Origin of the sequence: Lacrimispora amygdalina (assembly GCF_900205965.1) — a bacterium.
GTDB lineage: Bacteria > Bacillota > Clostridia > Lachnospirales > Lachnospiraceae > Lacrimispora > Lacrimispora amygdalina_A.
Genome location: NZ_OAOF01000005.1, coordinates 55,660 through 79,891, shown reverse-complemented (window position 1 = coordinate 79,891; position 24,232 = coordinate 55,660). Strand labels below are relative to the sequence as shown.

Below are 24,232 nucleotides of genomic sequence, written 5' to 3'. Positions count from 1 at the left end.
TATGAAGGCTAATTTTTTTCATCTGGGAGGGGTCGTCATTCATGAATCATAATCTAAAAGATATTTTACGGAAATTCCGAAACAAAAAACTTTTGACACAGCTTTTTACTGTAATGGTTGTTTTCAGCGGTATCCTGATGACAGTGGTATCCATGGTAGTCAACCACCAGACCACTACCACATTTCTTAAAAATAATAACCTGATTTACACCAACACTCTGGAAGTTTCCATAAAAACAATGGACACGCTGTTTTCCGGATTCCACAATTCGCTGACTCATATTACCTACGATGCAGACATTGTAGATTCTGTAGTAACCCCTAAACCTTTAGACTCTGTGGCCAATTACCAGGTATGGTCTGTATTAAATGGTTACTGCCAGGAAACCGAAGGGATGGAAGAAATTTATCTCTACATAAGAAAAACCAATCAAATTCTGACTTCTACCTATGAAAAATGTTCTCTGGACTTTTTCCGGGAAAAGGATCTGGTGAACAGGCACTTTGCCTCTCCCCCTTCTACGGCTCTGCTTAAAAGCGGGCGCACCACCTCTATTGAGATTTATAAGGGCAGAGTCTATATGGTCAGGGACTTTCCCCTGAATGGAAAAAAGGGACTGGGAACGCTGTTTATGAAGATGAAATCTTCCGTCCTTTATGATGCATTGGAAGCAGCCCAGACATCTTACAGCCATCTCCTGGCCTATGACAATGATTTTAATCCGCTCTTTCCCGGCATGCTGGATTATAACGGGGTGCCAAAAGGCTTTATTAGTCTGATACCAGACTACATAAAAGAGGGTAAGAATACCGTATATTCAGATAATCAGCATTATTATTTCTGTAAGTCTGATCAGACTGGAATTTATCTGATTTTGCTGGTAGATGACACAGCTTTTATGCCTTCCTCCCGAATGGTGCTGATGAATTCTCTTCCTTATTTTGCACTGATTATAATTTTAAGTTCACTTTTGTCAATCTGTGTCCTCTATCTAAGCTACATGCCTGTTCAGAAATTAAAGAAAATGATTTCTGCAAAAGAAAGTGAATGGTGTAATACTGACAGTAAAAATGAATGGGACTATTTAACGGAAAGTTTTTTAAAGATTTCCAACAATAAATATCAACTGGATTATATTTTAAGCAATATGATTCCAAAAATATCAAAGGAATTTTATTTTGACCTGCTGACTGGAAAGCCTATGGACCTTCCTTATATTCAAAGCATACTTACAAATACGGGAAGCCCCTTAAACAGCAAAGATCCATGCAAAGTAATCACAGTAACATTCCAGGATTTTGTTGAGCCCATGATAAGACATCAGCTAACTGACAGTCTGAGGCAGTTCCTTGAGCGGGACTCTGAAGGGATCTGCAGATATGTAATGCAGCAGATTGACGACTCTCTTTATGCTGTAATTATCCAGTTTGATGCAGAACTTGGATATAACAGAATAACAGAATTTGAAATCAGGCTGGAAGAAGCCTTCTTTTACTCCGGTGACCGAAGAAGCAGTGTATTGCTGGAAATTGGACCAAAATGCAGTTCCATTCAAAATGTATCCTTTTCCTATCAGGAAAGCTTAGAACGACTGGCCAGCCAGAAATACCCCTCCCAAGAAGCAGAGGGGAAACTTGTTGATAAAGAAGAGGATTCCGTAAAGTACAACTATCATTTCTTCCAGCTGCAATTGAAGTCCATCTCCGGGCTGATTATGAAAGGGGATACTGACTCCGCTTTAAAAAAGGCGATTCATATCTGCCATACCCTGCCTCATGACGGGAGTCCTGAAGAGATCTGCAGAGCGTATGAATATTACCGCCTTGCTTTTTTAAGCACACTTGCCTCCTACCGAATTACAAATTCTGAGGAAAAGGAATATGCATTCGTATTTAACCCGGAACCCTATACAGCCAAATGCGCTGCAAATCCCTCCTGTATGCAAGAGTATATGGTCCCGTTTTGTACAGCTGCTGTCAATCTGCTGTCTGTGAAATATTTAAAGCAGCAGCATAAGTATTTAATACGGGCAAAACACTGCATAGAGGAAAATTATGCAGACCCAAATCTTTCTTTAAATCTGTTGGCAGATCAGTGCAACACTACCACCAGCTATTTAAGCAGGCTGTTTAAAGAGAGTTTTGGCATTAATTTTGTTGATTATTTAAACCAGTACCGGATAGAACAGGCCAAGGAACTGCTTTTAACTACCGGTAAACCGGTAAAAGAGATTGCCTCCACGACTGGCTTTAATTCCCAACAGAATTTCATAAGGGTGTTTAAAAAATATGCAGGAATAACACCTGGCCAGTTTAAGTCAGAAAAGGACACCTCAAAATAATCCAATTTTCACATTTTAACGCTTTGTACATACTATATAACAGAAATACGTATTTCTAATCATACAAAGAGGGGGGCGTTATCATGGCGAATTATAGACCACTCGTCACTACAATCGCACAGGCATCTGCAACTTCAGGAGTTATTCTTCCTGCTACGATATCAACTACCAGTTGGGGGCTTTTATTAACCAGAGGTACTGCTGTATTCAGTAATACCATCTTACGAAGTGGTGCTGTTGCTGTTTGGGAGAGTACAAACCCAACAACTGCTGAACCCGACGGAATGACCTTTACGGATGCAAATGCAATTTATGGTATAACTACAAGAGCTGGCGTACAGCTGAGATTTAAATTTTACGCTCAGTAAACACTCCGGGGGTGTTCATTTTTTTGGGCACCTCCTGTTAAGGAGGCTATCAAATGCAATCGAAATTATGCTTTACAGGCTGTCAGCTGATCTGCTCCGGAATCGTAAATGCAAATGTTAATTTATCCTGTAACTTCCTGTTCATTACAGGAACGGTATACACCCCTCAGGGATCCCCCATGCCTAATGCTGCCATAGAGATACGCATTCTTGACGCATCTGACCCATCTCGGGTGATTCGGGTTGGAGTGACCTTCTCTCTTTCGGATGGGACTTATGGAGTTACTCTTCCTAAGATCCCTGGCAGGCAGTATGAACTCCTGGCATATTCACATTTATAAAAAAGAGGAATCTATGAAAAAATTTAAAACTTCTGACGGATATCAAGTCTGCCGTATTAAAAAAGAGGGGATATATGAATATCTTGCAGACCGGGACCATTATGAGAATGAAATCCACAAACTATTGGATACACTGGACGGTTTAAAATTTGATTCTGTGATATTTCTGTTCGGAATCGATTCAGGAGCTTATCTAGACCAGTTAAAAAAGTGCATCTGCACCAGAAACTTGGTCGTTATTTTTGAACCTAACCGGTCGGTTTTTAATCAGTTTCCGGTTCATTTAAGTAACAATATCCACCTGGTTCTTTACCAGGAACAGCTGGTTAAACAAATATTTGATGAAACCATATCCTATAAGAATATCAACAACATTTATTTTCACGCATTTGGCAATTATGAGCGAATATATAAAAAAGAATATGACCGCCTGATCAGGCATCTGGACTGGACCATAATGAATGCTGCATCTTTAGTCTATCTGGCAAAACGGTTTAAAACTGTTTTTATTCAGAATATGATTGCTAACATGAAAATCATCAATCAGGCCACTCCCATTCACCGTTATTTATTAACCAATAAGGATGTTCCTGCCATTGTCGTATCCGGCGGACCATCGCTGGATCAAAATATTGTGGATATGGTGAAATACAAAGATAAACTGAAGAATTACTTTATTATTACCGGAAGCAGAACGCTGCAGGCACTGGTTAAAAACGGAATCATGCCTGATATGATTGTATCTGTTGATCCGGTAGATGCCAATTATGAAATGATGAAAGAGCATTTGGATCTAGACGTACCACTGGCTTTTTATGAATACAGCAACCGGTATCTTCTAAGTGATTATAAAGGAGAGAAGATACTGATCTCCCTGGTTTTATCCCATACCATTTTGGGTATGGAGCATTTAAAAGCAGTCTACTGCGGAGGGTCCGTCTCCCATGCGTGCATTGACATTGCTAATATGCTTGGCTGCTCTCCTATTTTACTGGCAGGGCAGGATTTTGCACACACGAATCAAAAGCATCACTCAAACAGCGCAGTGTTTCCTTTTGACAGCAAAAACCGTTATGATACCCAGATTTTTATAAAAGATATCCATGGCAATCCAACGGGATCTACCATAACTTTGGATTCCTTCCGGCGGAATCTGGAATATTATATCGACTGTTACAAAAATCAGCCCCGTGTTCATTTTATCAACTGTTCCTATGGTGCAGCAATTAAAGGCGCGCCTCACAGGGAACTGGGAGAAATACTGGAAAAAAGCTCCTTTGCAGGCAAAAAGAAAGCCTGTCTGCCTGACCACGAGCTGAACTTAAATGCAGAGGAAACCATTGATACTATTATGGCATTTGTAGATGAATACCTGACAAGAACCAGAGAGGGGCTGGAATTATGTCAGATTATTATTTCAGAAAATCATATTAAGTCTCTAGTGGATATTGATGAGGATGATATCGACCTTCAGAGGATTCTGTATATGTTACAAATTGTAAATCAGTTCGAGAATCACATCTGCAGCCGGTATCTGAATGGATATGTAACTGAATTTCTTTATGATATCAAAGAAAGAAAGGAATCCATGCAAGCACTCGATTATGACAAACTGACATCCAATCTTCAATACCAGGCTGCATTTTTCAGGGAGTATTTTGAACAGCTGAATAAAATACTGGCAGAGGTAAGGGATACCATTGTCTCAACGGTATCAGAATTCTACTAATCGCATATAGTTTATTAAATCCAATGGAATCAGAGGTAATGAATATGGTTGATAAAGATGATTTTGAAGCAATGAAAAGCAATTACAAAGAAATGAAAGTATCCAAAATGGTTGTAAATGGAAAAGAGCGGGAAGGTAATGTAATTCATCCGGAGGATACCAGAGATAGTCAGCAGTTAAATGTAACGGTTTATACCCAAAACGATTGATAAAAAGAAAGGGGGCAAAGCAGAACCATGAACTGTCAAAAAAAAGCTTCTTTTACGATAAAAGGTTCCAGGCTTCTGCCCTGCAGAGAAAATCATTTTAATTTTCATCTGAATCAGGTACATTTCCAGATCATTCAGGGAACCGTCTACTGCCTCAATCAGACTCCCTGTGCCGGAGCTGCCATACAGGTCACACAGGTCGACATGGTAAATCACTCCACCTCCCTGCTTGGCTATACCATTACAGATGAATCAGGGCACTACGTTTTATCCCTTGAGGCACATCCAGATAAGAGATATGAACTTACGGTCTTTACCCCGTTAATTACTGACAGCAGGGGGGATTTAACATGAGCAGTTACACGGAACTGATTCTTTCACCCAAAAATTTTAACAACCAGAATATCGCCCATGCTGTCATCACCCTGGATTCTTTTTGTGAAGTGCTGCTGACCGGCACTGTGTTTAATTCCCGCCGCGCTGCAGTGGAAGGTGCCGTCGTCCGGATTATAGCAATTGCTCCCTGGGGAGAAAAAGACCTGGGTTATGTCATAACCAATCAGTTTGGAGAATTTGCCATTGTAGCAGAAAAAAATCATGAGACTACTTACCGGTTCGATATCTACGAACCGGTTCTCACCAGTTAGGTAAGGGGAAAGAAAAATCATGACACATGCAATTATAAAAGGGGTGGTCCGCTACAGGAACCGTACACCTGCCAGGGGAGCCATCATCATTCTGGAACGAATGGTACAGGTATTTAATGAAGAACAGATGGAGGAAGACTGGGAAGGGGTTTATTTGAATTTCACCCAGACAAACAGGTATGGAGAATTCTACTTTCCCGTCTCTGACAGTACTCTGACCTATCGGATCAAGGTTTTTGACAATCATCACGAGGGAGGGATTTCATGAAAAAGGCACTGGTTACCGGAGCTGACGGTTTTATTGGAAGCCATCTGACCCAGGAGCTGGTTACCCGTGGATATCAGGTAAAGGCCTTTGCCTATTATAATTCCTTTGGTACCTACGGCTGGCTGGATACTCTTCCGGAGCATATAAAGGAAGAGATTGAAATACAAAGCGGAGACATCAGGGATCCCAACGGGGTAAGGACCGCCGTCTCCGGGGCGGACTGCGTGTTTCACTTAGCTGCACTGATTGCCATCCCATACAGCTACGTATCCCCTGATTCCTATGTGGATACCAATGTGAAGGGAACTTTAAATGTTCTGCAGGCTGCAAGAGATGGTAATACCGGCAGAGTCTTAATCACCTCCACCTCTGAAGTCTATGGCAGCGCAGACTACGTTCCCATAGATGAATCCCATCCGTTTAAAGCCCAGTCACCTTACTCCGCTACGAAAATAGGCGCAGACCGTCTGGGGGAAGCATTCTACCGGAGCTTTTCTCTTCCGGTTACCATTGTCCGTCCATTTAATACCTACGGTCCGAGGCAGTCAGCAAGAGCTGTCATTCCCACAATCATCAGCCAGCTTTTAGCGGGTATGGAAGAAATTCATCTTGGAAGCCTTTCCCCTACCAGAGATTTTAACTATGTTAAAGATACAGTCAATGGTTTTATTGAAATTGAAGCTTCAAAACATACCATAGGCGAAGAAATCAACATTGCAAGCGGAACGGAAATCTCAATCGGAGATCTCGCTTTAGAGCTGATACGCCAGATTAATCCAAAAGCTGGAATCCTTTGTGAAAGTGAACGGCTGCGCCCGGATAAAAGCGAAGTGACCAGACTTCTGGGGTCGAATGAAAAGCTGAAAGCCCTGACTTCCTGGAAACAGCAATACACCTTATCCCAGGGTCTTGAAGAAACCATACACTGGATGAAAAATAATTTAAAGCGGTACCGGACAGACCGATACAATATTTAATGAAAACGGCAGGAGGCTCCATATGATTCCCCTATCTGTGCCTGTTATAAAAGGCAATGAAAAAAAATATATGGATGAGGCAATTTCAGACGGCTGGGTCTCTGCATCCGGAAGTTATGTAACCAGATTTGAACAGGAAATGGCTGATTATTTAAAGGTGGATAAAACAGCTGCGGTGCAAAGCGGCACGGCTGCTCTCCATCTGTCTTTACTGCTTTCCGGTGTAAAACCGGGCCAGGAAGTGATCGTTCCCACCCTGACGTTTATCGCAGCGGTTAATCCGGTGAAATACGTGGGTGCAGAACCTGTTTTCATGGATTGTGACGATTCTTTGAATATTGATTGTGAAAAATTGGAGAGTTTCTTAAAAAAGGAATGTACAAAAACTACTCTCGGACTTCGAAATAACCAGTCTAAACGTCTGATCACAGCAATTATAGCTGTTCATATCTTTGGAAATATGGCAGATATGGAGACTCTTGCGGGGCTGGCTGATGAATACGGTTTAAAGCTGATCGAGGATGCCACAGAAGCACTGGGCACCAAATATACAAAAGGGAGATTTCATGGGAGATTTGCAGGCACCATAGGCGATTTCGGAGCCTATTCTTTTAACGGTAATAAGATCATTACAACCGGCGGAGGTGGTATGGTAACAGCAAAAAGAGCTGCAGATGTGAAAAAATGCGCCTATCTGGCAGCCCAGGCAAAGGATGACCCCCTTCGCTATACCCACAATCACATTGGTTACAATTACCGGATGACCAATCTGCAGGCTGCTCTGGGGGTAGGACAGTTAGAATGTCTGGAAGATTATATAACAATCAAAATAAAGAATTACGATTATTACACAGAGGCACTGCAGGCTTTTCCTGACGCCGCACTGATTCCATTTAATGAAAGAGCCCGGAATAACCACTGGTTCTACTCTCTTCTGCTGACGAACAAAAAAACGAAAAAAGATACTCTTATGAAACAACTAAAAGAAGCGGGAATTGAGACCAGACCTGTCTGGAAACTGAACCACACCCAGACCATATATCAGAGCTGCCAGAGCTATTATATAGCGAAAGCACCGTTCTATCAAAGACGCATTCTAAATCTGCCCTGCAGCGTTAACTTAACAGAGGATGATATGGACTTTGTTATAGAAGCTATAAAAAGAAGCTGACAACCGGAAGGAGGGATGGCATGAACGTGGAAAAATTCTTTGTTGCGCCGGACCTTCCAATCAGAGATGCGATCCGGAAGCTTAATGAAACGGCAAAAAAAATTTTGCTGGTTGTTCACGACAATAAGCTGGAAGGTGTGATCACAGATGGAGATATCCGGAGGTGGATCTTAAAAAATAAGGATTTATCCATGCCGGTCCGCCATATTATGAACACCTCTCCCATTACTATTAAAAAAAGCCAATACTCTGATGCTCTGAAAATAATGAAAGAAAAGCAGATTGAAGGGCTTCCCCTGATCAATGACAGTGGTCAGGTCATTGATCTGCTCTTTTGGAATGAACTTCAGCCGGATAAGAAAATGACTTTAAGAAAAAAGAGAACTCCAGTTGTTATCATGGCTGGGGGAAAGGGCTCCAGACTCTACCCTTATACAAAAATCATTCCAAAGCCCTTAATTCCCATCGGAGATACACCAATCGTGGAACGGATTATGAATCAGATGATCTCCTATGGATTTACAGAGTTTTATATCACAGTTAATTACAGGAAAGAATTGATCAGGGCATATTTTAATGGTGACCATCGCTATCATCTTCACTTTGTAGAGGAAACAAGACCTCTTGGTACTGCAGGCGCCTTAACTCTTGTAAAGGACCAGATAGCAGGAAGCTTTTTTGTAAGCAACTGCGATATCCTGGTTGATATGGATTATGCAAAGCTTCTTCAATACCATAAAAAAAATAAAAATCAGATTACGGTTGTAACCGCCATGAAAAATTACGAAATTCCTTACGGGGTGATCTCCTTAGATGAAAACGGCTGTATACAGTCATTAAATGAAAAACCTAATTATGAATTTCTGGTCAGTACAGGTTTCTATGTTTTGGAGAAAAATATTTTAAAATATATCCCTGATGATTCACCATTTGACATGCCGGACCTGATCCGCCAGTGCATGAAAAATGAAGAAAAGGTAGGGGCCTACCCGGTTATGGACAGCACATGGCTTGATATGGGAGAATTTAGTGAAATGAAAAAAATGACAGAGAAAATGAAATTATGAAAAAGAAACTGATTCTGCTGGGCGGCGGCGGCCATGCAGAAAGTCTAATTGATACCATTCGTTCCAAAGGGGAATATGATATCGAGGGAATCCTTGACAGCGATAAGAGCCGGGGTATGACTGTCTCCGGCATCATGGTACTGGGAACCGATGAACTGCTTCCGGACATTTACCGCAGGGGCATCCGGAGTGCCGTTATTGCAATCGGAAGCATTGGAAACCCTCAGATAAGAATCCGGCTTTATGAAGAATGTAAAGCCATTGGCTTTCATCTGCCGTGCATAATCGATAAAAGCGCCGTATTATCCACTGATTTGAAAATGGGAGAGGGAGTTTTTATTGGAAAAGGAGCTGTCATTGGCTCCGGAGCCATACTGGGAGACGGCTGCATTATTAACAGCGGAGCAATTCTGGAGCACGGCTGTAAGTTTGGCAGTTTCTCCCACGCAGCACCTGGCTGCATTCTCTGCGGAAATACAACAGTCGGAAGTCAGACCCATATTGGTGCCGGAAGTACGGTAATCCAGAATATTACCATAGGGAGTAATTCCATGATTGGCGCAGGGAGCCTGGTTCTGTCTGATGTTTCTTCCAACAGGCTGGCTTACGGCAGTCCGGTAAGGGAGGTTGGTCGTTATGAATAAGATTATGATAATAGCGGAAGCCGGGGTAAATCATAACGGCAGTCTGGACATCGCCAGACAGCTGGTCGATGCCGCATGGGCTGCTGGCGCAGATGCAGTCAAATTTCAGACCTACCGCGCAGAGCTGCTTGCTCTCCCCAGTGCCAGAAAAGCAGATTATCAGTCTCACAACACAGGAAAAAACAGCTCCCAGTACGAAATGTTAAAGGATCTGGAATTGTCACAGACGGATTTTAAGTTTCTCTGTCAGTACTGCGCTTACCGGGGAATTCAATTTCTCTCTTCCCCGTTTGACGAAGAGAGCATGGAGTATTTAGACCGCCTGGGCATGGAGATTATTAAAATACCATCCGGTGAGATTACGGACTACCGTTACCTGAAAAAAGCGGCGGAATTAAAAAAACCGGTGATCCTCTCCACGGGAATGTCCTCTCCAAAAGAGATCCGGCAGGCGCTGGATCTTCTTGATGAAGGGGGGCAGGATATTACCCTTTTGCACTGTTCCAGCATCTATCCCACTTCTATGGAGGACGTAAATTTAAATGCCATGATCACTCTGAGAGAGACGTTTCACAGAAAAACCGGTTACTCTGACCACACTGCCGGAATTGAGGTGGCTGTTGCTGCTGCTGCTCTGGGTGCCTGCGTCATTGAGAAACATATGACCCTTGATAAGACCATGCCTGGACCAGATCACCGGGCAAGCCTGGAGCCGGATGAATTCAAGCATATGACAGATAGTGTAAGAAACATCGAAAAAGCCATGGGAAGCGGGATAAAAGCCCCTGCAGAGGAAGAGCTTAAAAACCGTGATCACGTGAGAAAATTTCTTGTTGCTGCAAAGGATATTAAAATGGGCGAGCCATTTACCATGGAAAATCTCTGTGCCAGACGCTGTTCTCCCGGAATTTCTCCCATGGCACTCCCCCGGATACTGGGTACTCCCGCAGACAGAGATTATAGAAAGGATGACAAAATCGGGGAATGATCAGATTATGTGTGGTAACAGGAAGCCGTGCCGAGTACGGACTGCTGGTTCCATTAATCCGCAGAATTAAGGAAGACCGGGATTTGAAACTTCAGCTTCTGGTTACCGGAACCCATCTGGATACCAGGTACGGACTGGATTATCGGGATATTAAACAGGATGGATTTGAAATTGATGAAACTGTGGAAATGAATCTGGCCAGTGATACTTCCTTTGGAATCTGTAAATCCATGGGTCTGGAGCTGATTGGTCTCTCCGGAGCCTATGAGCGGTTAAAACCAGATATGGTGATACTTCTTGGGGACCGTTATGAGATCTTTGCAGCAGCAGGCGCTGCGGTTCTATGTAAGATTCCAATTGCCCATATCCACGGGGGGGAACTGACTCAGGGCGCTTACGATGATTGTATGCGCCACTGCATTACAAAGATGAGCTATCTGCATTTTACCAGTACTTTAGAATACCGAAAACGGGTCATACAGCTGGGAGAATCACCTGACAGGGTATTTTATGTGGGCGCACTTGGCATTGAACGGCTTAAGGGGCTTACCCTTCTGTCAAAAGAACAACTGGAACAATCTCTTAATACCCCTCTGCCTGCCCCACTTTCCCTAGTCACATACCATCCGGCCACACTGGATTCTCTTTGTATTACAAAGCAGTTTCAGCCTCTGTTAGATGCTCTGGATTCATTTCCAGGGCTATTTACGGTATTTACCGGAAGCAACTCCGATACAGGGGGGAATCAGATCAACGAAATGGCGGTCTCCTATTCCAGACAGCATCCGGAGCAGGCAGTCTATGTCGCTTCTCTGGGCTCTCTTCGCTATTTAAGCATGATGAGCATAAGCCAGCTTGTAATCGGAAACTCTTCCAGCGGAATCCTGGAAGCCCCTGCTCTCCATGTGCCGTCCGTCGATATCGGTCTCCGGCAAAAGGGCAGAGTAAAGCCCGGCTCTGTCATCAGCTGTGACACAAAAACCGACAGCATACGTGCTGCAATTTCCCAGGCAATGAACCTTAACCTGGAACACCCTGCAACGAAAAACCCTTATGATTGCCCCAATACCAGCAAAAAAATCCTCACTCGTATTAAAAAAGCCTTTAAATCGGGTATTCATTTGGAGAAAGAATTCTATGATATGAACTGGAGACTGTAATGTATCAGAATAAAAGATTTCTCGCAGTGATTCCGGCCAGAAGCGGATCAAAAGGAATCAGGGATAAAAATATAAAAGAACTGAATGGAAAACCGTTAATGGGATATACCATTGATGCCTGCAAAAAAGCAGGATTTTTCGATGATATCCTAGTGTCTACTGATTCAAAGCTATATCAGCAGATGGCTGTGGAACTTGGAGCCGCGGTTCCATTTCTAAGACCGCCCCACCTGTCCGGTGATGATGCAGCCTCTGGTGATGTGATTATTCACGTACTCACTGAAATGAAAAAGCAGGGGAATGAATATGATTATTTTATGCTGCTCCAGCCCACATCTCCTCTCAGAGACGAGGAACATATACTGGAAAGTGTGATGCTCCTGTTTGAAAAGCAGGCAGATTCTGTAATCAGTGTCTGTTCTTATAACTGTATGTGCTATCTGGCTGTTGCGATTACTGAAACTGGTGAAATGCAAGTGCCGGACTCCTTAAAAAAACAAATAAGGAGACAGGATATGGGATCTGGCTGCCGGATTAACGGCGCCATCTATCTCACATCTGTCCCCTGTTATTTGAAATACGGTAATTTTTACAGCGGAAAAACTTACCCCTATTTTATGGATCCCCTCCATTCTATCGATATTGATGATAACTATCAGTTCTATCTGGCAGAACTTCTTCTGCGTGATGGAGTAAAACCAATGGAATCTTTTGGCTGATACTATCCTTTTAAAGCTTCGATGAGACGGGGAATGACTGTTTCAAAATTTACACCGTACCAGGTTTCTTTTCCATCATTTAAGGTTTCGCGGATACATTCCAGTGTATAGTCTGCAGCAATCTTTAAGGAATCTGGCAGGCTTTTTCCGTTCATCAAAGCACCCACTGAAGCGCTTGCAAAGATATCACCTGTTCCGTGGTAACTGGTATCAATCTTTACGTGATCGTAATTAAAATATTCTCCGCTTTCCACATACAGCCCGGCTATTCCTGTTCTGCCTTTTTTCAGACTGACTCCGGTTAAGACTACCGCTTTTTTGGTGCCCAGGGCTTTTAATTTCTGAAGAAGATTCCTGATATACTTTTCATCATACTCCGTCTTGTATTGGGTACCTGTCATCAGACAGGCTTCCGTGATATTCGGGACAATGATATCTGCATATCCGCAAAGTCCTGCCATCTCTTTCGCAAATGCAAGATCGAACGCTGGATAAAGCTTTCCGTTATCCGCCATAACCGGATCTATAAAAATCACATTTTCTTCGGTCTTATAATCTTTTAAAAAATCTTTTATAATACCAATTTGCTCCATAGAACCTAAATATCCGGTATAAATGGCATCAAACCTGAACTTTTCCTGCTTCCAGTGATTGGATATAGGAACAATCTCGTCCGTCAAATCCCGGAAGGTAAAGTTTTGAAACATGGTATGGGTGGAAAGAACAGCAGTCGGTATAATGGCTGTCTCAACTCCTGTGGCTGATATAATGGGCAAAGCCACTGTCAAAGAACATTTTCCCAAACACGAAATATCCTGAATTGTTACAACACGCTTCATATTTCTTTCCTCCTGTTTTCTGAATTCAACTGATTTATTACTGGTCTGTCATAAGTCCCAGGGCCAGAAGAGCACTCTTTTCCAGCTGGTCGGTTGTGGTATATTCACTTGTGGTATGTACCTCATTCATACCACAGGCGACCACAATGCCCCTGATCCCATTGTGTACAAAATGGTTGTTATCACTCCCACCTAATGTCTTATGGGTGACCGCTTTTATTCCCATGGCATCGCAGACTTTCTTAAAACGCCTCACCACTTCTTCCTCTTCCTTGATTTCATACGCTTCGATCTGCTTTTCATACAAAAGTTCAACGCTTCCTCCGCGGCAGACAGCGGCTTCTTCAAAGACCATTTTTATCTTATCCCATTCTTCCATGGCACGGCTGTCTCTTAAGCTTCGGATTTCACCAATCAACGTACACTCATCAGATACGATATTCCCCTGGACTCCTCCGCTTATCTTTCCGATGTTTACCGTTGTCTCTTCATCTGTCCAGCCCTGTTTTATGCTGGAGATAGCTGCAGCCGCAATCTCTATGGCATTCACCCCCAGCTGGGGACAGAAACCGGCATGGGATTTCTTCCCTATGACATTGATCTGAAATGATAAAAGAGTGGGGGCTGCAAGCGCTGCATTTCCGATCTCACCGCTTAAATCAAACACATAAGCCTGTCTGGCCTGAATGCGTGAATAATCTGCCAGCTGGCTGCCTTTTCCATAGTTTTCTTCCGCAACCGGAAATAAAACCTCAATGTCAGGATGAGGCATGTCCATTTCCTTAATGGCACGGACCGCTTCCAGTATTGCCGCAATGCCGGAAAGATCATCTGCTCCCAGCACCGTATCTCCCTCAGAAGTAATTACGCCGTCTTTCCCTTCCACTGCACGCTTTGCGATTCCCGGTCTGACGGTATCCATATGGGCGGAGAAAAGAACCGGCTCCCCCTCCATATTCCCTTTTAAAAAACCATATAGATTCCCTGCAGGGATCTGGCTTCCATACTCTGCGGTCTGTTCTTTCAGAATAACACCCGCATTATCCTCTAATACTTCAAAGCCCAGTTTCTTCAGCTCCTGAGTAAGATAATCTGCTATTTCTCTCTCATGATACGTTTCTGAATCAAATTCCACCATTGTCTTAAATTGGCTGACCAGCCTGTTTTTGTTAATCATTTATTCACCTGCCTGGAATTATTTCTGCATTTATTATATAGGTATTGCCAATAAAAAACAACTGGCAATAAGAATATCTCATAGCCAGCCGTTTTATTCAGGCAGATATTATTGATTCTTTTATCCAAACAAAGGAGTGGATAAATACCGGTCACCGGAGTCGGGAAGTAATACCACAATGGTCTTTCCCTGATTCTCAGGCCTTTCCGCTATCAGTTTAGCAGCCTTTAATGCCGCTCCGGAAGAAATACCCACCAGAATTCCTTCTGTGACTGCAAATATCTTGCCTTCTTTAAATGCATCCTCATTTTCAACGGTAATTACTTCATCGTATACTGCAGTATTGAGTACCTCCGGTACAAATCCTGCTCCGATTCCCTGAATCTTATGTGGTCCTGGTTTGCCTCCGCTAAGCACAGGGCTGCTTGCCGGTTCCACTGCAACGACCTTTACATTCGGGTTCTTTTCCTTTAAATAAGCGCCGACTCCGGTAACAGTTCCGCCTGTACCTACACCTGCAACAAAGATGTCAACGGTTCCGTCTGTCTGTTCCCAGATTTCCGGTCCTGTTGTCTCTTTATGCACTTTGGGATTAGCAGGGTTTACGAACTGACCTAATATTACGGAGCCTTCAATGGAAGCCTTTAATTCATCTGCTTTTTCTATAGCACCTTTCATACCCCTGGCACCTTCCGTAAGTACCAGCTCTGCACCATAGGCTTTTAAAAGATTTCTTCTTTCCACACTCATGGTATCTGGAAGTGTCAGGATTGTCTTATATCCTTTGGCTGCCGCTACCGCAGCAAGACCAATTCCTGTATTACCGGAGGTTGGTTCAATGATGGTAGCTCCCGGTTTTAAAATCCCTTTTTCCTCTGCATCTTCAATCATGGCTAAAGCAATCCGATCCTTTACTGATCCGGCTGGATTTAAGTATTCCAGCTTTGCCAGTAGCGTAACCCCTTCCACTCCTTCTGCTGTACTATAACGGCTGATTTTCAGTATTGGTGTACCTCCAATGAGTTCTACTGCACTTTCCTTAATTGATCCCATATCCTTAACCTCCATTTTTGTTATTCATTTATACCTACAGTTTTAATATGTTTATATGATACAATTATATTAAAGCACAATGAGAGATGTGTCAATACCTTTTTCAAAGATTTATAAATTTTTAATTGCAGCTGTTAATTTATTGAGAGCTTCCACAATAAGAGACCGGGGACAGGCTATATTGATTCGTTCAAAGCCTTCTCCTACCGGTCCGAACATTGCACCGCTGTCCAGCCACAGGCCTGCTTTTTTTACAATCAGGTCTTCCCGTTCCTGTTCACTTAGTCCTAATCCCCGGAAGTCCAGCCATATGAGGTAAGTTCCATCTGGTTCAATCAGTTTGATTTCCGGCAAATTTTCTTTTAAGTAATTGCAAACAAACCGTACATTCTCTTTTAGATACTCCATCAGCTGATCATGCCAGCCCTCCCCATACCGGTATGCAGCTTCACAGGCAGTTAAGCCCAAAGCGTTTAACTGGCTGTATCCGGCGGCAGCGATCTCTTTTTTAAATTTACGCCTTAAATCCGGATTTGAAATAAATATATTAGAGATCTGAAGTCCTGCAACATTAAAAGTTTTACTTGGAGCGGTACAGGTAATCGTCCGGTTCCTGAACTTATCACTGATTGCTGCGAACACCTGATGCTCTCCCTTAAACACAAAGTCCTGATGAATCTCATCGCTGACAACGATTATATCAAGACGCTCACAAATCCCGCCAAGCCGGGTCAGTTCATCTCTGGTCCATACTCTTCCCACCGGATTATGGGGACTGCACAGGAAAAACAGCTTTACCTGATTTTCTGCCGCCTTTTTTTCAAAATCATCCAGATCCATATGATAGATTCCATCTTCGCCCAGATATAAGGTATTATCAACAATCTTTCTGCCGTTATCTTTGATCACTTCACTGAAAGGATAATAAACCGGCTGCTGAATCATGATACCGTCTCCCGGGTTTGTGTATGCTTTCACAGCCATGGCAAGAGCGAAAACCACTCCCGGTGTTTTTACCAGCCAGTTTCTCTCAACGCTCCAGCCATGGCGTCGCATCATCCAGTCCTTCACTGCCTCAAAGTAGCCTTCTTTTCCCTCGCTGTAGCCGAAAATCCCATGCTCCACGCGGGCTTTCAGAGCATCAAGCACTGGCTGGGGTGCTTTGAAATCCATATCTGCTACCCACAGCGGCAGGATTCCTTCCGGTTTTCCTCTCTGAACTGCAAAATCATATTTGATACAGCCTGTATTCGTTCTGTCTATCCGTTCATCAAAATCAATTTGTTCTTTACTCATGAAATACACGCTCCAATTCCTTTATTAAGTCCTGTACATCTTCAATTCCTACGGAAAGTCTTAAGATCCGTTCTGTGATCCCATTAGCAGCAAGAACATCCGCCGGTACATCTGCATGAGTCTGAGTGATCGGATAGGTGATCAGAGTTTCCACACCTCCAAGACTCTCTGCAAACCGGATCAGACGCACACTCTTTAATATCCAGTGGGCAAGCTCCTTTGACTCCACTTCAAAGGTCACCATACACCCAAAGCCTCCCGCCTGCTTCTTACAGATCTCATGTCCCGGATGGTCCGATAGACCCGGATAATAAATCTTCTTCACTTTTTTCTCATTTTTCAGCCACTCCACCAGATCTCCCGCATTTTTCTCCGCCTGCTTCATACGGACAGCCAGCGTCTTGATTCCCCGCAGGATGAGCCAGCTGTCAAAGGGTGCCAGTCCGGAGCCCACTGTTTTTATGATAAAACGAAGTCTTTCGGCTATATCAGTAGAAGAAGTCACAAGAAAACCTGCTATCGTATCATTATGTCCTCCCAGATACTTGGTACCGCTGTGAACCACCAGGTCTGCTCCCAGTTTTAAAGGGTTCTGAAAATAAGGAGACATAAACGTATTATCTACAATCAGGAGTATCCCATGCTTTCTGGTAATTTTAGCAATCTCCTCAATGTCAGTTACATTCATCATGGGGTTGGTAGGTGTTTCTATGAAAACTGCCCTTGTATTTTTACCAATCAGTTCTTCCACTTTATGGTAAGAGGAATTGGAACAGTCCACGGAATCTATGATTATCCCGTTTTTTCTGCTGATGTTATCAAACAGCCGGATACTTCCTCCATACAGATCACAGTCAGTAATAATGTGGTCTCCCGGTGCAAAAAGCTCCATAAGCGCAGTAATGGCCGCCATTCCGCTGGAAAAAGCCAGAGCATCCACACCATATTCCAGAGAAGCCACAATCTTCTCCAAATGTTCCCTTGTGGGGTTTTGCAAACGGCTGTAATCGTATCCGGTTCCCTCTCCTACTCCTTTATGAGCAAAGGTGGCTGTCTGATAAATGGGAAAACTGATTGCTCCGGATTGATCCACCAAACTCTCTGCTCCGTCACCATATAAACATTTTGTTGAAATTCCATAATCCATGTTTTTCACCGCTTTCTATTCTATTCTTGTGTTTCATATATAAGAGTATACCAGTATGGCATGATTAAGCGGTATGATTGAAAAACAATAGCCTGCTATTTATTATTTCTATAGCGGAAGCGATTTCTTATAAAACCTGCTTTTCAAATTTCTTTAGCTCCGCTATATACTTTTCTCCCAGAATGCTGAGAGGCATTTTTTTCTTTTTAATATAACCAATCCGCATCCGGTCACTGGTATGAAGAGGGATGGCACGGTATTCATCCCCATTTAAATCTTCGCAGATAATACCGGAACAAAGGGTGTAGCCATTTAATCCCACCATCAGATTCAATAAGGTCGCTCTGTCATCTGCCTTAATGATCTGTTTGTATTCATAGGTACTGAATACCTCTTCAGCAAGATAGAATGCATTATTAGTTCCCTGCTCGAAAGAGAGGCAGGGATACTGTTTTAAATCTTCAAATTCAATCAGCTCTTTCTTTGCCAGAGGATTTCCTTTCCAGAGATATACATAGATTCTGCATTGAAACAGCTCTGCAAATTCTAATTCACTGCTATGAAACAGCTTTTCCATTGACTTTTGATTAAAATCATTCAGATAGAGAATCCCCAGTTCACTTTTTTGATTTTTCACATGCTCAATTACATCGTAGGTTCTGGTTTCATGAACCGCGAACTCATAATCATCCATGCCAAATTCTTTCGCCATATGAATAAAGGCCTGTACTGCAAAGGTGTAATGCTGCATGGACACGCTGAATTTTTTCTTGAATTTTTCTTTTTTCACAAACCGCTCTTCCATCTGGCGGTACTGCTCCAGCATCTGTCTGGCATATCCCAGAAATTCTTCCCCCTCAGGAGTAATCACAATCCCCCTGTTAGACCGTAAAAACAGCTGAAGTCCGATTTCTTCCTCCAGATCCCGAATGGTACTGGATAAGCTGGGCTGGGTAATGAATAATTCCGCAGCCGCTTTATTCATGGATTTCTGGTTTGCAATGCATATGGCATAACGAAGCTGCTGTAATGTCATAAGTCCTCCTTTTTTTCTGCCTGCGCAAAAGCTGCCATAGAATCTATGGCAGCCTGCATATGATCTGATTCAGTTATTTTACCGCCTGAAACGCTTCTTCCAGATCTTCAATAATATCCGATGCATGTTCTGTTCCGATGGAAAGACGGATGGTGTTTGGTTTGATTCCGGAATTCTCCAGCTCTTCCTCTGTCATCTGAGAGTGAGTGGTAGAGGCTGGATGGATTACTAAAGATTTCACATCTGCAACATTAGCTAAAAGTGAGAATAATTCCAGCTGGTCAATGAAGTCTTTGGCTTTTCTTGCGTCTCCCTTGATTTCAAAGGTAAAAATAGATCCTCCTCCATTGGGAAAATACTTAGCGTACAATTCTTTCTGGCTCTCCTCTTCCGAAACTGATGGGTGATGCACCTTTTCCACCTGTGGATGATTCTTTAAATACTGTACCACCTTCAGCGCATTCTCTACATGTCGTTCCACTCTTAAAGACAAGGTCTCAAGCCCCTGTAAAAAGACAAATGCGTGGATTGGGGATAAGCAGGCTCCTGTATCCCGAAGCAAAATCGCACGGATCTTTGTCACATAAGCTGCCGGGCCGGCTGCCTTTGTAAAGCTGACTCCATGGTAGCTTGGATTTGGATCCGACAGTGAAGGGAATTTACCGGAAGCCTCCCAGTCAAATTTTCCGCTGTCAATGATCACACCGCCGATGCTGGTTCCATGACCTCCGATAAACTTCGTTGCGGAGTGTACCACGATATCAGCGCCATACTCGATCGGTCTTACCAGATATGGCGTTGCAAAGGTATTGTCTACAATCAGCGGGATTTTATGTGCATGCGCAATTTTCGCAAACTGTTCAATGTCCACCACATCAGAATTGGGATTTCCCAGTGTCTCGATAAAGATCAGTTTTGTATTCTCTTTAATGGCATCTTCCACTTCTTTATAATTAAATGGGTCCACAAAGGTGGTGGTAATGCCATAATCCGGAAGTGTATGCTCCAGCAGGTTATAGGTACCGCCGTAAATGTTCTTGGCTGCTACAACATGATCTCCGTTCTTTGCAAGGTTCTCAATGGAATAAGTAACTGCAGCTGCTCCGGAAGCTGTAGCAAGCGCTGCCACACCGCCCTCCAATGCTGCGATTCTCCGTTCAAATACATCCTGGGTCGGATTGGTCAGTCTGCCATAAATATTGCCCGCATCAGTCAGATTAAATCTTGCTGCGGCATGATCGCTGTTATGGAACACATAGGAAGAACTCTGGTAAATGGGTACTGCCCTGGCATCTGTCACGGAATCTGCCTCTTCCTGGCCCACGTGTAACTGTAATGTCTCAAATTTAAGATCTCTCTCTGCTCTGGTCTTCTTGCTCATATCCTGTCCTCCTATAGGTAATATACTTTATCGTCTCTTGTTAAGTGCTATTATACAAGGTTTTACAGATCTGTGTTAATATTTATTATTATTATCTGGCTATAGAAAAAACCTATAACCCGTTTTCTTCATTCTGCATTTACATCTGTTGAGACAGAAGTTTATCCAGTTCCTCGTTCAGCTTGTCCTTCATAAGGATAAGCGTCTCTTCCCCTGGTAAGTATTTATCACTGTAAAGTTCTTCCATCGGAAGTTTCCAGACCGGACCTGGAGTTGGGGTGTCACTCAAAGTCCTGGGGAAGATGTGCCAGTGCATATGAGTAAAATTACCACTTCCCAAAAGCTCGTAATTAAGTTTATCCGGCTTAAATGCATGGTAAACTGCCTCTGCAGTTAAAGCCATCTCCTGCAGAAACCGATTGCGGAATTCCTTTTCCAGATCATGCAGTTCCGATGCATGTTCCTTACATAAAAAAAGAGTATATCCATGAAATCTTTGATAATCCCCCAGCACCACATATCCTGTCTCCAGTTCCTTTACAAAATACGGGTTTCTGCCTTCTTTAATAAGCTGAATCCGGTCGCACACTCCGCACATAGCCGCTCCTTTCCTGTTATCCGCTTTTTCATACATTACATCTTTTGATATTATACAACAGTTTTGCTTTTCGCACACTATTTTTTTGATTCCTTGCTTATCCATCATATCTCATCGGCTTTGGAATATATATATACAAAAATGCAAAAGGAAAAACCTGCCCATGAACGAACATTATCCATTTGTGAATCCACCGCTTCCCTATGCATACGACTCACTTGAACCTTATATCGATTCCCAGACCATGTACATTCATCATGACAGGCAGCTTCAAAGATATGTGGTGGAACTCAACACGATCCTGCGGGATTATCCGGAGCTGCAGAATATGTCCTTGGAAGAGCTGCTGACTAACACTGAAAGTCTTCCGGAAGAAATCCGCCAGTCCATCATCAATTACGGGGGTGGCGTTTACAATCATATTATCTACTTTAACGGAATGATTAATTCTCAGGAACGTACACAGGCCGAGACACTCTATCCTATTATATTAAGAGATTTTGGTTCGCTGGAGGAATTTTTCAATGAATATAAGAGAAAGGCGCTTTCTGTTTTTGGTTCCGGATATGCATGGCTGGTTGTTGATTCAAACGGGAAATTAACAATTGTAACCACCCCCAATCAAAACACTCCTATATCCTTTGGATTTTGTGTGATCTCCGCCATGGATGTCTGGGAGCACGCTTATTTTCTGCAGCGTTATAATGACAGAGCAGCATACATAGAAGACTGGTTTCATGTCATTAACTGGCAGGAGGCGGATGAGCGGTATAAACAGTGTATGGGGATTGAAGATGAAGAAACAACCGGACAGGAATATCAAATTGTCTGATTTGCATAAATTTCTGCGCTTCTACAACTTTTCTACACAATCAGCTGGTATATTAAGCTTTGTTACAGATATTATTCTTTTACAAAATTTTCTCATACAGGAGCCGTTGCAGAATATGTGAAATATCACTTATCCTGCAACGGCTCCTCTCCTCCTCTAATGAATTTCAATCCAATATCTTTGTTCCATTATGCCATCTACTAAAATCTCATTTTCCAGGATACCGCCATTATTCTTTATGCTTTTTGCGGAACCTATGTTCTTTTTATCACATACCATTAAAACTTTATCTAATCCGATCTTTTTGCACTCCTTGAGGGCAAGTTTAATCATTTTAGTTGCTATTCCCTTTCTTCTTTCCGAAGGCCGTACACCATCTCCAATATGTCCTCCATTTAACAGCAGAGATTCATTTAGATAATGTCTGATATTAACAGCTCCGACGAACAGATCTCTCTCCTCATCCAGACAGAAATATGTTGAATAAGGCACAAACCCTTCTTTTTCTTCATCTTCATTCATACTAAGTATGTAATTATTAAAATCATGATAATCAACTTTCACAATTGCAGCTGGAACAATTTTTTCTTCCGAGGCATACCATTCTTCCATCATATTATTCAGATGCAGTTTATATTTCTCATCTAATTTCACTAATTGAAGTTTCAACGTTTTATTCCTCCATTAATTTGATTTTTTATATTATACAAGAAACTATTTTAACTATCAAATTAATTATTTAACCAGCCCGTGCATTTTCAACGTTTAAAGGTATATTATGTTGGTTTAAACATATACATAACAGATATTATGGGTTATTGTTGCGATTTATTATTTATTACTACGTTAGCTTGTCAGATTGCAGATTGTTTAAATGAAAATGAATTATCCATATTAGCAGCTGACCTTGAATTATTAAGTGATTCACTAAGTGCAATTGCAGCTAGACGTTCGATTTCTAATACATGTACAAACATTCCACTAAATACAACCGAATGTTCCGATGAAGCAGACGAAATATGTTAGCTAAATCTCAGTTTTACGTGCTAAATTACGGTATTAAAAAACTACCAGCTTAATACAGATAGTTAGTAATATTTGACATATTTATTTTATGGTTTATCATAATCTGCAAGACATTAAATACAGGGATTGATATTGTCCATCACGGCAGCGAAACGCCATTTCATTTTTACCAAATATTTTAAATCCATATTTTTCGTATAAAGAGATTGCACGTTGGTTATCTGTTACAACTTCTAATTCAATCTGTTCATAACCAGCCTGACGAGCTATTTCAAGAACTGCAGACATAATGAAAGATCCTATTCCCCAACCCCAGTATTTCTTTTCGATGGAGATCCCAAATTCTGCTCTATGCTTGCATTTATCAAGTTTTGAGACCGGGCTCAATCCCGCATTAGCGACAATTTTACCGTCTACAACCGCAGAAATTAAAAGCTCATCCGGACTAGCTTCAATATTACTAAGATGTATCCTTTCCTCCTCTTCGGTCATTGTAATTTCATCAAAGTAACTTAACATATACTCAGTTTCAGCGGACGTTAAAATAATATGCTGTAGAATTTCATTTGAATCTTCACAATTTTGATTCCGGAGGATACATGCTTTTCCATTTTTCAGTTTTACCAGTTTATAGTACTTCATTTTCATCTACCTTTCCGAACATAATTATCTTTATAATTATAGGCTACTACATTTCCAACTAACTATCAATATTAAGTTTTCAATGATTATTAATTCAGCAAATTTCGATTTACCGTAGCTCATGAACATTAAAGCAATAAATAAGATTCAAACTAATGCTTCTGCTTTGCATAGCCCGTCTCATAGCCAGCTGCTGAGTAGCGTCACCAACATTCCGGCTCGATAATACAGTTCTCAGAAGCGATTTTTACTTATCCCGTACTTACTGTGGTTCAATGGTCTTACATTTCCCAAACCGTCACCTCCCTGCTGTCTTTTTCTCGTAATACGTCCCTACCGCAAACAATCTCCCGTGATCTTTGCAGCTGCATCCGCCTCTGCCTGTATGCTCACCCTTGGGGCACTATTCACCAAACAAAAGCTGTTGCAGAAACAGATGTAAATCATTATTAATTATTGCCCGTCAGTTCGTTTAAAGGATTGGCGGGTTTTTGTTATCTCTCAGTTGTTTTAGATTTCAGTTTAATTGCTCAAACAATCTACAATTTCAACCGCTTCCCGTAGCTTTTCTTTGT

27 protein-coding genes are annotated in these 24,232 nt (G+C 42.2%); 17 read left to right on the top strand and 10 right to left on the bottom strand.

Translation table 11 applies throughout. The features are described from left to right. Positions 1–41: 41 nt before the first annotated feature. The 15 genes from CRO04_RS08745 (at position 42) to CRO04_RS08685 (ending at position 12,630) form a co-directional block, all read left to right on the top strand. Complete coding sequence (locus CRO04_RS08745; RefSeq protein WP_097003865.1) at positions 42–2,342, top strand: helix-turn-helix domain-containing protein; 2,301 nt, start codon at positions 42–44, stop codon at positions 2,340–2,342. Positions 2,343–2,425: 83 nt separating this feature from the next. Continuing rightward, positions 2,426–2,710 carry a hypothetical protein gene (locus CRO04_RS08740; protein WP_097003864.1) on the top strand — a complete coding sequence of 95 codons (285 nt, stop codon included), beginning with the start codon at positions 2,426–2,428 and terminating at the stop codon, positions 2,708–2,710. Between the two features lie 53 nt (positions 2,711–2,763). Beyond that, the gene (locus CRO04_RS25980; RefSeq protein ID WP_141400961.1) at positions 2,764–3,051 is read left to right on the top strand and encodes a carboxypeptidase regulatory-like domain-containing protein; all 288 of its coding nucleotides are present in this window, start codon (positions 2,764–2,766) and stop codon (positions 3,049–3,051) included. A gap of 13 nt (positions 3,052–3,064) precedes the next feature. Next, positions 3,065–4,780, top strand: a complete 1,716-nt coding sequence (locus tag CRO04_RS08735; protein ID WP_166432507.1) for a motility associated factor glycosyltransferase family protein — start codon at positions 3,065–3,067, stop codon at positions 4,778–4,780. A 44-nt stretch (positions 4,781–4,824) separates the two neighbouring features. Then, positions 4,825–4,989, top strand: coding sequence for a hypothetical protein (locus CRO04_RS26150; RefSeq protein WP_166432506.1), 165 nt, complete (start codon positions 4,825–4,827; stop codon positions 4,987–4,989). Positions 4,990–5,016: 27 nt separating this feature from the next. Further along, positions 5,017–5,343 carry a carboxypeptidase regulatory-like domain-containing protein gene (locus tag CRO04_RS08730; RefSeq protein WP_097003862.1) on the top strand — a complete coding sequence of 109 codons (327 nt, stop codon included), beginning with the start codon at positions 5,017–5,019 and terminating at the stop codon, positions 5,341–5,343. Next, positions 5,340–5,636, top strand: coding sequence for a hypothetical protein (locus CRO04_RS08725; protein WP_097003861.1), 297 nt, complete (start codon positions 5,340–5,342; stop codon positions 5,634–5,636). The genes CRO04_RS08730 and CRO04_RS08725 overlap by 4 nt, the downstream gene beginning before the upstream one ends. A 19-nt stretch (positions 5,637–5,655) precedes the next feature. Continuing rightward, positions 5,656–5,904, top strand: coding sequence for a hypothetical protein (locus tag CRO04_RS08720; protein WP_097003860.1), 249 nt, complete (start codon positions 5,656–5,658; stop codon positions 5,902–5,904). Further along, positions 5,901–6,881, top strand: a complete 981-nt coding sequence (locus tag CRO04_RS08715) for an NAD-dependent 4,6-dehydratase LegB (RefSeq protein ID WP_097003859.1) — start codon at positions 5,901–5,903, stop codon at positions 6,879–6,881. The genes CRO04_RS08720 and CRO04_RS08715 overlap by 4 nt, the downstream gene beginning before the upstream one ends. 22 nt (positions 6,882–6,903) lie before the next feature. Then, positions 6,904–8,052, top strand: coding sequence for a LegC family aminotransferase (locus CRO04_RS08710; RefSeq protein ID WP_097003858.1), 1,149 nt, complete (start codon positions 6,904–6,906; stop codon positions 8,050–8,052). 20 nt (positions 8,053–8,072) lie between these two features. After that, positions 8,073–9,119 (top strand): nucleotidyltransferase family protein, encoded by a 1,047-nt coding sequence (locus tag CRO04_RS08705; RefSeq protein WP_097003857.1) that lies wholly within the window; start codon positions 8,073–8,075, stop codon positions 9,117–9,119. Next, positions 9,116–9,763 carry an acetyltransferase gene (locus CRO04_RS08700; protein ID WP_097003856.1) on the top strand — a complete coding sequence of 216 codons (648 nt, stop codon included), beginning with the start codon at positions 9,116–9,118 and terminating at the stop codon, positions 9,761–9,763. Before CRO04_RS08705 ends, CRO04_RS08700 begins: the two co-directional genes overlap by 4 nt. Continuing rightward, positions 9,756–10,751: an N-acetylneuraminate synthase gene (gene neuB / locus CRO04_RS08695; protein ID WP_097003855.1), complete on the top strand. Its 996-nt coding sequence runs from the start codon at positions 9,756–9,758 to the stop codon at positions 10,749–10,751. The genes CRO04_RS08700 and neuB overlap by 8 nt, the downstream gene beginning before the upstream one ends. Further along, the gene (gene neuC, locus CRO04_RS08690) at positions 10,748–11,911 is read left to right on the top strand and encodes a UDP-N-acetylglucosamine 2-epimerase (RefSeq protein WP_097003854.1); all 1,164 of its coding nucleotides are present in this window, start codon (positions 10,748–10,750) and stop codon (positions 11,909–11,911) included. The genes neuB and neuC overlap by 4 nt, the downstream gene beginning before the upstream one ends. After that, positions 11,911–12,630 (top strand): acylneuraminate cytidylyltransferase family protein, encoded by a 720-nt coding sequence (locus tag CRO04_RS08685; protein ID WP_097003853.1) that lies wholly within the window; start codon positions 11,911–11,913, stop codon positions 12,628–12,630. The genes neuC and CRO04_RS08685 overlap by 1 nt, the downstream gene beginning before the upstream one ends. Positions 12,631–12,632: 2 nt before the next feature. Here CRO04_RS08685 and CRO04_RS08680 read toward each other — a convergent pair whose 3' ends face one another. From CRO04_RS08680 to CRO04_RS08645, 8 genes are all read right to left on the bottom strand, one after another. Next, positions 12,633–13,469, bottom strand: a complete 837-nt coding sequence (locus tag CRO04_RS08680) for a pyridoxamine kinase (RefSeq protein WP_097003852.1) — start codon at positions 13,467–13,469, stop codon at positions 12,633–12,635. A 37-nt stretch (positions 13,470–13,506) separates the two neighbouring features. After that, positions 13,507–14,646, bottom strand: a complete 1,140-nt coding sequence (locus tag CRO04_RS08675) for a M20/M25/M40 family metallo-hydrolase (RefSeq protein WP_242974400.1) — start codon at positions 14,644–14,646, stop codon at positions 13,507–13,509. Positions 14,647–14,766: 120 nt separating this feature from the next. Then, positions 14,767–15,699 (bottom strand): cysteine synthase A, encoded by a 933-nt coding sequence (gene cysK / locus CRO04_RS08670; RefSeq protein WP_097003851.1) that lies wholly within the window; start codon positions 15,697–15,699, stop codon positions 14,767–14,769. 111 nt (positions 15,700–15,810) lie between these two features. Further along, positions 15,811–16,995, bottom strand: coding sequence for a MalY/PatB family protein (locus tag CRO04_RS08665; protein WP_097003850.1), 1,185 nt, complete (start codon positions 16,993–16,995; stop codon positions 15,811–15,813). Further along, the gene (locus CRO04_RS08660; RefSeq protein ID WP_097003849.1) at positions 16,988–18,142 is read right to left on the bottom strand and encodes a trans-sulfuration enzyme family protein; all 1,155 of its coding nucleotides are present in this window, start codon (positions 18,140–18,142) and stop codon (positions 16,988–16,990) included. The genes CRO04_RS08665 and CRO04_RS08660 overlap by 8 nt, the downstream gene beginning before the upstream one ends. A gap of 127 nt (positions 18,143–18,269) precedes the next feature. Further along, positions 18,270–19,178 (bottom strand): LysR family transcriptional regulator, encoded by a 909-nt coding sequence (locus CRO04_RS08655; protein WP_097003848.1) that lies wholly within the window; start codon positions 19,176–19,178, stop codon positions 18,270–18,272. A gap of 73 nt (positions 19,179–19,251) precedes the next feature. Then, complete coding sequence (locus CRO04_RS08650) at positions 19,252–20,559, bottom strand: O-acetylhomoserine aminocarboxypropyltransferase/cysteine synthase family protein (RefSeq protein WP_097003847.1); 1,308 nt, start codon at positions 20,557–20,559, stop codon at positions 19,252–19,254. A gap of 139 nt (positions 20,560–20,698) precedes the next feature. Continuing rightward, positions 20,699–21,265, bottom strand: coding sequence for an HIT family protein (locus CRO04_RS08645; protein WP_330400805.1), 567 nt, complete (start codon positions 21,263–21,265; stop codon positions 20,699–20,701). 55 nt (positions 21,266–21,320) lie between these two features. On the opposite strand from CRO04_RS08645, the gene CRO04_RS08640 reads away from it, so the two are divergent. Continuing rightward, positions 21,321–21,989, top strand: coding sequence for a superoxide dismutase (locus tag CRO04_RS08640; RefSeq protein ID WP_097003846.1), 669 nt, complete (start codon positions 21,321–21,323; stop codon positions 21,987–21,989). Positions 21,990–22,145: 156 nt separating this feature from the next. On the opposite strand, the gene CRO04_RS08635 is transcribed toward CRO04_RS08640, so the two are convergent. Continuing rightward, complete coding sequence (locus CRO04_RS08635; protein WP_097003845.1) at positions 22,146–22,658, bottom strand: GNAT family N-acetyltransferase; 513 nt, start codon at positions 22,656–22,658, stop codon at positions 22,146–22,148. Between the two features lie 141 nt (positions 22,659–22,799). Between CRO04_RS08635 and CRO04_RS27420 the strand changes: the two genes are divergently transcribed. Beyond that, positions 22,800–23,015 carry a DUF6774 domain-containing protein gene (locus tag CRO04_RS27420; RefSeq protein WP_420323208.1) on the top strand — a complete coding sequence of 72 codons (216 nt, stop codon included), beginning with the start codon at positions 22,800–22,802 and terminating at the stop codon, positions 23,013–23,015. Positions 23,016–23,111: 96 nt separating this feature from the next. Here CRO04_RS27420 and CRO04_RS08630 read toward each other — a convergent pair whose 3' ends face one another. Beyond that, the gene (locus tag CRO04_RS08630) at positions 23,112–23,657 is read right to left on the bottom strand and encodes a GNAT family N-acetyltransferase (protein ID WP_097003844.1); all 546 of its coding nucleotides are present in this window, start codon (positions 23,655–23,657) and stop codon (positions 23,112–23,114) included. Positions 23,658–24,232: the final 575 nt, after the last annotated feature.